11 protein-coding genes are annotated in these 12,780 nt (G+C 60.9%); 7 read left to right on the top strand and 4 right to left on the bottom strand.

Going from position 1 to position 12,780, the window contains the following annotated elements; all coding sequences use genetic code 11:
- Positions 1-79 precede the first annotated feature (79 nt).
- The 4 genes from QM647_RS17835 to QM647_RS17820 all read left to right on the top strand — a co-directional run bounded on the left by QM647_RS17835 (position 80) and on the right by QM647_RS17820 (position 4,504).
- Complete coding sequence (locus tag QM647_RS17835; RefSeq protein WP_414996904.1) at positions 80-1,582, top strand: phosphomannomutase/phosphoglucomutase; 1,503 nt, start codon at positions 80-82, stop codon at positions 1,580-1,582.
- Positions 1,583-1,633: 51 nt separating this feature from the next.
- Positions 1,634-1,873 carry a DUF2188 domain-containing protein gene (locus tag QM647_RS17830; RefSeq protein ID WP_414996903.1) on the top strand — a complete coding sequence of 80 codons (240 nt, stop codon included), beginning with the start codon at positions 1,634-1,636 and terminating at the stop codon, positions 1,871-1,873.
- Positions 1,873-3,177 carry a nicotinate phosphoribosyltransferase gene (gene pncB / locus QM647_RS17825; protein WP_414996902.1) on the top strand — a complete coding sequence of 435 codons (1,305 nt, stop codon included), beginning with the start codon at positions 1,873-1,875 and terminating at the stop codon, positions 3,175-3,177. The genes QM647_RS17830 and pncB overlap by 1 nt, the downstream gene beginning before the upstream one ends.
- A 127-nt stretch (positions 3,178-3,304) precedes the next feature.
- On the top strand, positions 3,305-4,504 hold the full coding sequence (locus tag QM647_RS17820; protein ID WP_414996901.1) for a diguanylate cyclase domain-containing protein: 1,200 nt from the start codon (positions 3,305-3,307) through the stop codon (positions 4,502-4,504).
- Between the two features lie 6 nt (positions 4,505-4,510).
- On the opposite strand, the gene QM647_RS17815 is transcribed toward QM647_RS17820, so the two are convergent.
- Positions 4,511-5,272, bottom strand: a complete 762-nt coding sequence (locus QM647_RS17815) for a TrmH family RNA methyltransferase (protein WP_414996900.1) — start codon at positions 5,270-5,272, stop codon at positions 4,511-4,513.
- Positions 5,244-6,332, bottom strand: coding sequence for a mechanosensitive ion channel family protein (locus QM647_RS17810; RefSeq protein ID WP_414996899.1), 1,089 nt, complete (start codon positions 6,330-6,332; stop codon positions 5,244-5,246). The genes QM647_RS17815 and QM647_RS17810 overlap by 29 nt, the downstream gene beginning before the upstream one ends.
- 265 nt (positions 6,333-6,597) lie before the next feature.
- On the opposite strand from QM647_RS17810, the gene QM647_RS17805 reads away from it, so the two are divergent.
- The 3 genes from QM647_RS17805 (at position 6,598) to QM647_RS17795 (ending at position 10,493) form a co-directional block, all read left to right on the top strand.
- Positions 6,598-8,001 (top strand): glutamine synthetase family protein, encoded by a 1,404-nt coding sequence (locus tag QM647_RS17805; protein WP_414996906.1) that lies wholly within the window; start codon positions 6,598-6,600, stop codon positions 7,999-8,001.
- The gene (locus QM647_RS17800) at positions 8,001-9,275 is read left to right on the top strand and encodes an NAD(P)/FAD-dependent oxidoreductase (protein WP_414996898.1); all 1,275 of its coding nucleotides are present in this window, start codon (positions 8,001-8,003) and stop codon (positions 9,273-9,275) included. The genes QM647_RS17805 and QM647_RS17800 overlap by 1 nt, the downstream gene beginning before the upstream one ends.
- A 159-nt stretch (positions 9,276-9,434) precedes the next feature.
- Entirely contained in the window at positions 9,435-10,493 is a 1,059-nt protein-coding gene (locus QM647_RS17795) for a methyl-accepting chemotaxis protein (protein ID WP_414996897.1), read from the top strand.
- Here the strand turns inward: QM647_RS17795 and QM647_RS17790 are convergent.
- Positions 10,490-11,896: an aspartate aminotransferase family protein gene (locus tag QM647_RS17790; RefSeq protein WP_414996896.1), complete on the bottom strand. Its 1,407-nt coding sequence runs from the start codon at positions 11,894-11,896 to the stop codon at positions 10,490-10,492. The two genes, QM647_RS17795 and QM647_RS17790, sit on opposite strands and share 4 nt — an antisense overlap.
- Before the next feature lie 131 nt (positions 11,897-12,027).
- A complete protein-coding gene (locus QM647_RS17785; protein WP_414996895.1) occupies positions 12,028-12,777 on the bottom strand; it encodes a gamma-glutamyl-gamma-aminobutyrate hydrolase family protein in 750 nt (249 codons plus the stop codon).
- Positions 12,778-12,780 lie beyond the last annotated feature (3 nt).

The raw sequence follows: 12,780 nt of genomic DNA, 5'->3' as shown, positions 1-12,780 counted from the left end.
CGAGAGGCTTTGAATTTTTACTTTTCGATGTGGCATAGGACGCCTATACCGTGCCGACATATCTGAGGACCTGCCTGAAATGACGCTTCTGCCCAAGCCCGATATCGCCGAGAATACCTACGAATATGAGACCCAGGCCAAGGTGAAGGCGACAGGTTTCCGCGAATATGACGCGCGCTGGGTCTTCGGCAAGGAAATCAATCTTCTGGGCATCCAAGCCCTGGGCCTTGGGCTGGGCACCTATATCCATGAGCGCGGCGTCACGCCGAAGCTGGTGACCGGCCATGACTTCCGCTCCTATTCGACCAATATCAAGAACGCCCTGATCCTCGGCCTGATGCAGGCCGGCATCGAGGTCATCGATATCGGCCTGTGTCTGTCGCCCATCGCCTATTTCGCCCAGTTCGACCAGGACGCCTCCTGCGTTGCCATGGTCACCGCCTCGCACAATGATAATGGCTGGACCGGCGTGAAGATGGGCTGCCAGGCGCCGCTGACCTTCGGTCCCGAGGAAATGACCCGCCTGAAGGAGATCGTCATGGGCGGCCTCGGCGTCGAGCGCCCCGGCGGCAAGCTGACCCGCGTCGAGGGCGTGCAGCAGCGCTATATGGACGACATCTCCTCCAAGCTGCAGCTTAAGCGCAAGCTGAAGGTCATCTGCGCCTGCGGCAACGGCACGGCCGGCGCCTTCGCGCCGCAAACTCTGCGCGCCATGGGGGCCGAGGTCATCGAACTCGACACCAATCTCGACTCGACCTTCCCGAAGTACAACCCGAACCCCGAAGACCACGAAATGCTGGTCGACATGGCCAAGGCCGTGAAGGCATATGGCGCCGATGTCGCCCTGGGCTTCGATGGCGATGGTGATCGCTGCGGCGTGGTCGACAACGAGGGCAATGAGATCTTCGCCGACAAGATCGGCCTGATGCTGGCCCGCGACCTGTCGGAAATCTACAAGAACGCCACCTTCGTGGTCGATGTGAAGTCGACCGGTCTCTACGCCACCGACGAAGTGCTGAAGAAGAATGGCGCCAAGACCGTCTACTGGAAGACCGGCCACTCCTATATCAAGCGCAAGACCGACGAACTGAAGGCCCTGGCTGGCTTTGAGAAGTCGGGCCACTTCTTCCTGGCCCCGCCGATCGGCCGAGGCTACGACGACGGCCTGAAGGCGGCCGAAGCCATCCTGGCCATGCTCGACCGCAATCCGGGCAAGAGCCTGTCGGAACTGAAGAACGCCCTGCCGGTGGCCTATACCTCGCTCACCATGAGCCCGCACTGCGCCGACGAGATCAAGTACCAGATCCTGGAAAAGATCGTGAAGGAATATGAAGACCTGCTGGCCGCCGGCGGCTCGATCCTTGGTCGCAAGGTCACCGAGGTCATCACGGTCAACGGTGCCCGCGTCCATCTGGAAGACGGCTCCTGGGTGCTGGTCCGCGCCTCCTCCAACAAGCCGGAACTGGTGGTCGTGGTCGAATCCCTGCGCTCCGAAGACGACATGCGCGATCTGTTCCGCAAGGAAGTGAAGCCCCGCCTGGCCAAGTATCCGGAAATCACTGACTACAATCAGGAAATCTAGCAGGGGCGCAGCCCCTGCACCCGTAACTCCAAGCGTCAGGAACGAGCAGGCATGTCCAAAGTCATCTACAAAGTGGTTCAGCACGATGGCGGCTGGGCCTATACGGTCGGCGGCACCTTTTCGGAAACCTTCGCCAGCCATGATCTGGCGCTGAAAGCCGCCCGTACCGCCGCACGCGAACAGACCGCGCCCGGCAGCGACACCGGCATTTCCTATGAAGGCACGGATGGCGTCTGGCACGATGAACTGGCTCATGGCGAAAACCGCCCGGAGACCACGGTCGAAGGCTGATGGCGGTCACCGATATCGCCACCCGCACCTATGATCATAACTGGCGGCTCGATCCGATCGTCCGCAGCCTGCTCGATACCGATTTCTACAAGCTGCTGATGCTGCAGATGATCCGGCACCTCTACCCCGAGGTGCCGGTGACTTTCGCCGTGCTGAATCGCAACCACACGGTCCATCTGGCAGATGAAATCGATGAGGCCGAACTGCGTGCCCAGCTCGATCACGCCCGCACCGTCCGCTTCGCGCCCAAGGAACTGATCTGGCTCGCCGGCAATACCTTCTACGGCAAGACCCAGATGTTCAGCCCGGACTTCATAGCCTGGCTGAAGGACTTCCAACTGCCGGAATATGACCTGCGCAAGGTCGATGGCCAGTACGAGCTGTGTTTTCATGGCCCATGGACGCAAACCACCCTGTGGGAAATTCCGGCCCTCACCATCATCAACGAGTTGCGTTCACGGGCCGCCATGCGTGGCCAAGGCCGGTTCGCGCTCGATGTGCTCTATGCCCGCGCCAAGGCGAAACTGTGGGGCAAGGTCGAACGCCTGCAGGCCCTGCCCGACCTGGTCCTTTCCGATTTCGGCACACGCCGCCGTCACAGCTTCCTGTGGCAGCGCTGGTGTGTCGAGGCCCTGAAAGAAGGTCTGGGGAAGCGCTTTATCGGCACGTCGAATGTGCTGCTGGCCATGGATAACGATCTGGAAGCCATCGGCACCAATGCCCACGAACTACCGATGGTCGCGGCGGCACTGGCCAACAGCGATGCCGAAATCGCCTCGGCCCCTTATCGAGTGCTGGAAGACTGGCGCGCCCATTATGACGGCAATCTGCTGATCGCCCTGCCCGATGCCTTCGGCACCACCGCTTTCCTCGAACACGCCCCCGATTGGCTGGCCGACTGGACCGGTTTCCGCCCGGACAGTGCCCCGCCCATCGAAGGCGGCGAACAGATTATCCGCTGGTGGCAGTCCAAGGACGTCGATCCGAAGTCCAGGCTGCTGATCTTCTCCGACGGCATGGATATCGACACCATCGAGGCCACCTACCGCCATTTCCATGGCCGGGTGCGGATGAGCTTCGGCTGGGGCACCAACCTGACCAATGACTTCCGCGACTGCGCCCCTTTTGACACTGGCCGACTGGATGCCATATCCCTGGTCTGCAAGGTGACGGAGGCGGATGGCCGGCCGGCGGTCAAGCTCTCCGACAATCCGGAAAAAGCCACCGGCGATCCCGCCGAGATCGCGCGCTATCTGCGTATTTTCGGAAATGCCGGTCGGCGCACGGAGGCCGTCCGGGTGTGATCGCCGGCCGCTTCCCCAAGGTAAATATTACCGCAAACCCTTTATATGTAAGGTTTTTTCTTATCCACAAAACTGGAAATTAAGCTTTTCGCCCTAACCTGGCCACACCAGTAACCGGAGTACCTGAGTGGCCACGGCGCATATTTCCGATCAGTCCCTTCTAAAGGCCCGCCTTGAGCCTCTGTACGAAAGCATGATCCCCACCGCCGTACTGACAGGGGTGGCTATTGTCGTTCTGGCTATTGTCTACTGGAGCGAAACCCATTCCGATTTCCTGCTGGCCTGGCTAACTATCAGCTTTTGTCTGCTGCTGTTGCGTGGCGCCCTCGTCATGGCATACCGGCGCTGGAAAGACAGCCGCAAGTCGCCGCGTTTCTGGGCCAATGCGGCTATCGGCATGACCGGCCTGGCGGGTGTCAATTGGGGTTCCGGCCTGATGTGGATGATCGGCGCCGGCAGCGAATTTCAGGTTTCGGTCGCCGCTGCCATGTCGCTGGGTGCCATCAGCCTGACCATTGTCAACCTGTCCTACTGGCCGAACCATACGGCCTTCCAGCTTCCCATCCTTCTCCTGGGCGCCCTGGGTTTCGCGAGTGCCGGCCGCCCGGAATACCTGATCCTCGCCATAGCCTGCCTTCTCTTTTGCGTGGCCCAGGTCATCGTCGCCCGGCGGCTGGGCGGCACCCTGTTTCGCGCCATGAGCCTGTCCGCCGAAAACCGTCTGATGGCGCAGGATCTTGCCGCGCGCAGCGAAGCCCTCGAAGCCCTGAACAGGGCGCTTGAAATCCAGAGCCGGTCCGATCCGCTGACAAGCCTGGCCAACCGCCGTGCCTATGACGAACGCCTGGCCAGTGAATGGGCGCGTGCGGAACGCAGCGACACCGCCTTGGCCCTGCTGTCGATCGATGTCGATTTCTTCAAACGCTATAACGATACCTATGGCCACAGCGCCGGCGATCACTGCCTGCAAGCGGTCGCCGCCATGCTCGCAAACGGCATTCGCCAGGAAATCGATCTGGCGGCGCGCCCCGGTGGCGAGGAATTCGCCCTGATCCTGCCGGACACGCCCCTGCCTCGCGCCCGACTGGTGGCCGAACGCGTGCGCAAGCTCGTGGAAAACGTATCGAGCCTGTCCGAATTCAACCTGCCCCGCCAGGTCACGGTCAGCATCGGCCTTGCGGTCATCCACCCCGCCAAAGGTCAAACCCTGGACATGCTGAGTTGGGATGCCGACGAAGCGCTGTACAGGGCAAAGGAAACAGGCCGTAATCGCGTCGAAACAGCCGCTGAACGACTGCCAAAACAACCAAAGACAGCCGGCGCCTGATCCCTGTTAGCGGCACATTTGGTACAGAACGATACCGGATGTTGTTGCCACGTTCAGGCTGTCAAAGCCGCCGTGCATCTCAATCCGTACAGTCGTGCAGGCGGCCATGATTTCCGCCGGGAGCCCTGGCCCTTCGGCGCCGAAAAGCAGGGCGGACCGCGCCGCCGGCCGCACCTGATCCAGCGTTACCTGCCCCGAAGGACTGAGCGCATAGGGCGTCAGATCGAGCCGTCGCAAGATGCCGATCAGGTCATCCGCCCGGTAATGCGGCACTTCCAGAACGCCGCCGACACTGACGCGGATCGCCTTACGATACAGCGGATCGCAGCAGGTGGCATCGAGGAGCACCGCACCAATGCCGAAAGCCGCCGCATTGCGCATCAATCCGCCCATATTGTCGGTATTGGCGATACCCGACAGCACGAGAACCCGCGCCCGCTGGCCTGCCACGGCGTCTTCCAGACTCAAGGGCGGCGTATAACGCCCCAGGGCCAGATAGCCACGGTGAATCGGAAAACCGGCCACCGCATCCATTGTAGCCTGTGACACCACATAGACCGGCGCCTCCGGCAGGTGCGCCAGGCCTGATAATCGCTCCGGCGTGGTCAGGACGCTGACCGTTTCAGCCAAACTGGATGTAAACAGCCGTTCCAGCACTACCTTGCCCTCGGCCATAAAAAGCCCCTCGCGGCCGGTCAGGTCACGGTCCTTCACATCGCGGTAAGGCGTCAGCCGGTCGTCATGCGGGTCGGATATCTCTATGATCATCCGGTTCCAGTAACGCCCGCGTCTTGGGCAGGCAAGCCGGATAGTTCTCCAATATGAAAGCCACTACCTGCTCGCGTACGAAACAGCGCAGATCGAAGGCCGTGGGCGAATCGACGGCGCTGACCAGGATGCGAATTTTCATCACGTCGCGCTCCACCTCGGTCACCTGCACCACCTGGGTATTGCCGTCCCACAGCATGGTCCCGGCCAGCAAGGTCTGTAGCCGTTCGCGCAACGGATCGACCGGCAGGCTGTAATCGGCATAGATTTCCACCGTACCGATGATGCTGGCAGAGGTGCGCGTCCAGTTCTGAAAAGGCTTTTCGATGAAATAGCTGATCGGCAGCACCAGCCGGCGCAGGTCCCACAGCCGCACCACCACATAGGTCAGGGTGATTTCCTCCACCCAGCCCCACTCGCCTTCCACCACCACGGCATCTTCCAGCCGGATCGGCTGGGTCAGGGCGATCTGGATGCCGGCCAGCAAATTGCCCAGCACCTTCTGCGAAGCCAGACCGATGGCCAGTCCCGCCACCCCGGCCGAAGCCAGCAGGCTTACCCCTAAACCGCGCAGCGTATCGAACAGCAGGAAGACCGCCGATAGCGCCAGGATAAAGGCGCAGAAAAAGGCGATCCGCCGCACCACCATGATGCGGGTATGAATCTGGCGAGCGCGCAGATTGTCCTTCACGCCGATATCATAGCGCCGCGTAATGGCGATACTGACCGTATCTATGATGCGGATCACCAGCCAGTACATCAGGGCGACGGTCGCCACCTTGATGAGGCCGGAGAAGAACGGGTCTTTCAGCGCATCAGGCATCGCCAGCCGCAATCCCAGGATCAGGCAATAGACCGGTACGAGGGTATAAAGTGGCGGACGCAGGCGCTTGAGGCTGACATAGGCCAGCAGCCGGGCATTATTGCCGACCAGCCACGCGATCAGCGCCATGACCAGACGGGCCACGCCGACACCGATTAGGAGCGCAACGAGGCCGACCGCAAGGATGATCGTCTCCTGCGACAGTCGGGCCTGGAGCCAGGTTTGCAGATAAGGCATGGCGCCTCCTTTGAGCCCCCCCGTTGCCCAAGGAAAAAGATCGCTGCATCAAAGGTCAAGAGGCAATTCGGCGCGGCCCCGCTTGCCTTTGGTCAGAATCCGGCATATTGTGATCACAATTCGTCAGAATACCCCGGCAGCCGCGTAAAGTACTGGCTGTGGACCTCGTCGCGCTTTTGTCATTTCCAATGGCGCTCTGGCTGGTGTCTGATCCCAACTGACCAATAAGCCATAAAGACGATTCACCATGTCACATGACAGCTATATGAAATCCAAGGCCAAACGCCACAAGATGACGTTTGCCAAGCGCGGCGCGCGCGACCTGGAAGAAGCCAAGGCCTGGCTCGCCAGCCAGAATATCGAGGAAATCGAGTGCCTGATCCCCGATCTCGCCGGCGTGGCGCGCGGCAAGATCATGCCGTCGAAGAAATTCGTCAATACGCCCTACATGAACCTGCCGCTGGCCGTCTTCTACCAGACCATCACCGGTGACTATCCCGATCTCGAAGGCGTGGTCGGCACGGTGCAATCCGACACCGACATCTTCCTGCGTCCCGATTTCCGCACCCTGGCCGCCGTGCCGTGGGCGCATGACCCGACCGCTCAGGTCATCCATGATGCCTTCCATCCCGATGGCCGCCCGGTTGAGGAAAGCCCGCGCCAGGTGCTGCGCCGCGTGCTCAGCTTCTATGAAAGCAAGGGCTGGAAGCCGGTCATCGCGCCGGAACTGGAATTCTATCTCGTCGAAAAGAACACCGACCCCGACTATCCGCTGAAGCCGCCGGTAGGGCGTTCCGGCCGGCCGGAAACCGGCCGCCAAGGCTATTCGATCTCGGCGGTCAACGAGTTCGACGCCCTGTTCGAGGACATGTACGAATATTCCGAGAGCCAGGGCCTGGAAATCGACACCCTGATCCACGAATCCGGCGTGGCGCAGATGGAAATCAACCTCCTGCACGGCGATCCGCTGGAACTGGCCGACCAGGTGCTGATGTTCAAGCGCACCATCAAGGAAACCTCGCTGGAGCATGACATCTACGCCACCTTCATGGCCAAGCCGATGGCCAATGAACCGGGCTCGGCCATGCACATCCACCAGTCGATCGTCGATGCCAAGACCGGCCAGAACCTGTTTTCCAATCCGGAAACCGGCGAACCGACCCCGGCCTTCTTCAACTTCATCGCCGGCCAGCAGAAATACATGCCCGCCATCACCTCACTGCTGGCGCCCTATGTCAATTCGTACCGCCGCCTGTCGAAGGGCTCCGGTGCGCCCGTCAATACCCAATGGGGCTATGACAACCGCACCGCCGGCCTGCGTGTGCCGCCATCGAACCCCAGCAACCGGCGTCTTGAAAACCGTATCCCGTCCTCGGATGCCAATCCGTACCTGGCCATCGCCGCGGTGCTGGCCTCCGGCTATCTCGGCATGATCGAAAAGCTGACCCCCGCCGATCCGGTCGAGAAGGACGCCTCGACCCTGCCGCAGGGCGACCTGCCCTATTCGCTGGTCCAGGCCATCATCAAGCTGGAACGTGCTCAGCCGATCATCGATATCCTGGGGCCGCAGTTCGTCACCGCCTATTCACGGGTCAAGCTGCACGAATACGAGACCTTCATGCAGACGATCAGCCCGTGGGAACGCGAGTTCCTGCTGCTGAACGTGTAATGAAAAATACCGGTCATCCGGCGGACAGCTGGTATATCGCCACGGCGGACACCACAGCGTGGCCGGCGCTGGAAGGCGCGCACCACACCGATGTCTGCATCATCGGCGGCGGCTATACCGGACTGGGCGCCGCCATAGAGCTTAGCCACCAGGGTCTGCATGTCACTGTGCTCGATTCCGCCGGCATTGGTTCCGGCGCCTCCGGCCGCAATGGCGGGCAGATCCACACCGGCCAGCGCGTCGATCCAGAAAAGCTTGAGAGTCTGCTGGGCGCCGATCAGGCACGACAGTTGTGGGATATGTCGGAAGACGCAAAGGCAAGCCTCCATGCGCTGATCCGCGAGCAAAATATCGACTGCGACCTGAAGCACGGCCTGGTCCACGCCTGGCACAAGCCGGGTTACGCGGCGGATGATCGCGCCTATATCGATTTCGTCGCCCGTTACGGCTACGATAAACTCAGCCTGCTTGATAAGGCACAGGTTGCCGCCGAACTGGGCACCGATGTTTATTACGGCGGCTCATTCGATGCCGGCGGTGGTCACCTGCATCCGTTGAAACTGGCCCAGGGCATGGCGCGCGTGGCGGCGACGCACGGCGCGCAAATCTTCGAGAACAGCCATGTCACCCGCTACCGCAGGATCGCCAAGGGCATTCACCTGCATCTCGAAAATGGCGCGACGGTCACCTGCCAGCGCCTGCTGATCTGCGGCAACGGCTATATGGAAGGCCTGTCGGAAGAGATCGACAGCCACGTCATGCCGATCAACAACTTCATCCTGACCACCGAACCACTGGACGATCCGGCCATCCTGCCACACGACCATGCGGCGGCGGATTCGCGCTTCGTGGTCAATTACTGGCGCAAGACGCCGGACAACCGCCTGTTGTTCGGCGGGGGCGAGAACTACGTCCCGTGGTTCCCGAAGGACATCAAGACCTTTGTCCGCCGGAACATGCTGAAGGTCTATCCGCAACTGGCCGACATCGAAATCTCGCATGGCTGGGGCGGGACGCTGGCCATCACCATGAGCCGTGCGCCCTTCGTCCGGCAGCTGGCACCCAATGTCTGGACCTCCGCCGGTTACAGCGGCCAGGGCGTGGTGCTGGCCCCTTATTTCGGCAAGCTGCTGGCCCGCGCGGTGACCGGCAATGACCATGACATCAAATTGCTGAGCCAATTACCGACGCCAGCCTTCCTTGGTGGACGCGCCCTGCGCTGGCCCGCCCTTGTCGCAGGCTTAAGCTATTACGCCCTGCGCGACCGCCTGTAACATATGACCAATTCAATCCAATGTCGCATATTGCGCTACAATGGTATCGAATGAGATCAAACAGCTGAAACAATCAGCAATAAATGTCGGAAATTTACCATGCATTAACCACTAGCGAGCGATGCCAGTATCCATAAAGCGTGACAGAATGGGGCATTCATGCAATCGGCCATAGAATCTGGCAAGGTCAGGACGGTCAGCGTTCGTGATATCATCGAACATACGGCCAAGGCCAAGTCCGTCACATCTGACAACTTACGCGATATAAAAAGCGTCACCAGCCTGCTGCGCATCCTCGCCCTCAATGCCCTGATCGAAGCCAAGCGCGCCGGCGACATGGGCGCCGGTTTCGCCGTGGTCGCCGATGAGGTTCGCCAGATCTCGACCCAGGTCGAATCCATTTCGAACATCATGGCCGAAGACCTGGGCCGTGAGATTGCCGCTCTTGAACAATTGACCAGCGACATGGCGCGACAAAACCAGGGCGCGCGTCTGGTCGACCTGGCGCATAACGCCATCGAGCTGATCGACCGCAATCTTTATGAGCGCACCTGCGATGTCCGCTGGTGGGCTACCGATACCGCCATGGTCGACGCCGCCGGGACGGGTGATGCAGGGGTTCATGCCCACGCCAGCCAGCGCCTCGGCGTCATCCTTGATGCCTATACGGTCTATCTCGATCTCTGGCTGTGCGACCTCGATGGCAATATTATAGCCAATGGCCGGCCGGAGCGCTATTCGGTAAAAGGCGCCAATGTCGCCGGTTCGGACTGGTTCCGTCAGGCCCGACAGCTGGCCAGCGGCAATGACTTCGCGGTGGCCGACGTCACCACGGAACCCCTGCTAAAAGGCGCTCAGGTCGCCACCTATGCCACCGGGGTGCGCGAAAGCGGCCTGGCCGAGGGAAAGCTGTTGGGGGTTCTGGGCGTGCATTTCGACTGGCAACCGCAGGCGAGGGCCATTACCGAGGGCGTGCGCCTCTCCGAAGAAGAGCGCAAACGCACCCGCGCCCTGCTGGTCGACGCCAAGGGATTGGTCATCGCCGCCTCGGATGGCCGCGGCATACTGACCGAGCGCGTCCAGCTCAAGACCGAAGGCCGCATCAATGGCCACTACGCCTCCGGTTCCGGTGAGCTAACCGCCTTCCACCGCACACCGGGTTACGAGACCTATGAAGGCCTCGGCTGGTATGGTGTCATCCAGCAGAAAGCGTCTTAAAGCGCGCGTAGGATAGGCTCGGCTTCGTTCAGCGACTTTTCGATCGTATCGACAATCTGATCAATCTCCGCTTCGGTAATGATCAGCGGCGGACACATGACCAGGCTGTCGCGGATACCCCGCACCATAAGGCCGTTCTTGATACACAGGTCGCGGACGATCGGACCGGCCGTACCTTCCGCGCCCTTGAAGCGCTTGTTGGTGCCCTTTTCGGCGACGATTTCCACCGCGCCGATCAGACCCAGCGAGCGCGCTTCGCCGACCAGCGGATGGGCGTCCAACCGCTTCAGAGCCTTCGCCAGATAAGGTCCGGTAACCGTGCGCGTGCGTTCGACCAGGTTTTCGTTTTCCATGATCTCGATATTGGCCAGGGCCACGGCGGCGCAGGTCGGGTGACCGGAATAGGTATAACCGTGGACAAAATCGCCGCCCTTCTCGATCAGGACATCGACGATCTTCCTGGAGACACCGACCGCCGAAATCGGCAGGTAGCCGGAGGACAGCCCCTTGGCCATGGCGACCAGATCCGGCTTGATGCCCCACTGCTGGTGACCGAACCAGTGGCCCAGGCGGCCAAATCCACAGATAACCTCGTCGGCGATCAGCAGGATGCCATACTTGCGGCAGATGGCCTCCACCTTCGGCCAGTAGCTGTCCGGCGGAATGATCACGCCACCGGCGCCCTGCACCGGCTCACCGATAAAGGCGGCGACATTTTCCGGCCCGACGGCCAGGATACGGTCCTCGATGGTCTGCGCTACGCGCTCACCGAACGCCGCCGGATCTTCGCCGAAGCCTTCACCGAAGGGATAGGGCTGGTCGACATGCTCGATGCCGGGGATCGGCAGATCGCCCTGCTCATGCATGAACTTCATGCCGCCGAGCGAAGTGCCGGCGACGGTCGAACCGTGATAGGCATTCTTGCGCGAGATGAAGATCTTGCGCTTGTGTTCGCCTTTCAGGTCCCAGTAGTAGCGCACCAGGCGGAAGATGGTGTCATTGGCTTCCGAACCCGATGAATTGAAGAAGACGTGCGTCAGGTCCGGATTGGACTGTTGCAGCTTCTCCGCGATCTTGGCGGCCAGCTTTACCGGCGGCGGCGTCGCCGTCTTGAAGAAGGTGTTGTAATAAGGCAGTTCCAGCATCTGCTCATAGGCGACGCGGGCCAGTTCCTCGCGGCCATAGCCGACATTGACGCACCACAGACCCGCCATGCCATCGAGCAGCGACTTGCCTTCGGCATCGGTGATCACGCAGCCTTCGGCACGGGTGATGATGCGTGAGCCACCGAGTTCATGCTGAAGCTTGTAGTCCGACTGTGCCGGCAGGTGGTGCGCCATGTCGAGCTTCTTCAGCTCGTTCATGTCGTAATTGCGCAGGGGGGGCTTGGTGGGAGCGTTCATGGCTGGATTTCCTCGGAAACAATTCGCTCTGCCCTGCGGGCGGCGATAACAGGCGATTTCCTCTTATCTCATCGAAATCGCGGCAAAAGTCAAATATTGTGATCACAATTTTGCGTTAACACGTGCCCGGGTTAACGCAAAGGCATGCCGCGCAAGGCCTGCCCCAGAATACGAAAATAGGCCTGGCTGTCGGGATATTTATCCGCCTGCCATTCCGGATGCCACTGCACGCCCAGAACCTGCGCCCCGCTGATATTAGCGCTGAAGGCCTCGATCAGGCCATCCGGCGCCACGGCTTCGACCGTGAGCCCTTCGCCCAGCCGTTCCACGCCCTGATAATGGACCGAATTGACCCGCAAGTGATCACGGCCATAGACGCCATCCAGCACGCCACCATCGGTCAGGGCCACCTCGTGGTAATTCTCGAACTGTTCGTGGAATTCGGTGCCGTCCGGGGCATGATGATTGATGCCGTTGGCGCCATTGGCGGCACCGAAGCCGACATCACGCCGCAGGGAGCCGCCCAGCACCACATTGATTTCCTGAAAGCCCCGGCAGATGCCAAAGACCGGCTTGCCACGGGTGATCATGCATTCGATCATACCGAGCGAGACGGCATCGCGACCTTCATCGAACGGCCCCTCGCCGCCTTCGCTGCCATAGAGGCTGGACTGCACATTGGAAGGCGATCCGGTCAGCATCAGGCCATCGAGCCGCGTGGTCAGGGCCGCCGAAGAGAAGTTGTCGGTCAGCGGTGGGATCAGCAGGGCATGGCAATCGCCATAGGTGATGGCCGCTCGGACATAGCGCTCCATGACGGCATGAGCGTTTTCCACACCGACCGTGCGATTGCACGCCATGATGCCGACGACGGGTTTCATGGG

It is taken from the genome of Asticcacaulis sp. (assembly GCF_047605585.1).
Taxonomy (GTDB): Bacteria; Pseudomonadota; Alphaproteobacteria; order Caulobacterales; family Caulobacteraceae; genus Asticcacaulis.
The sequence above is the reverse complement of the archived record's forward strand: the minus strand, read 5'-3'. Positions and strand labels throughout refer to the sequence as shown.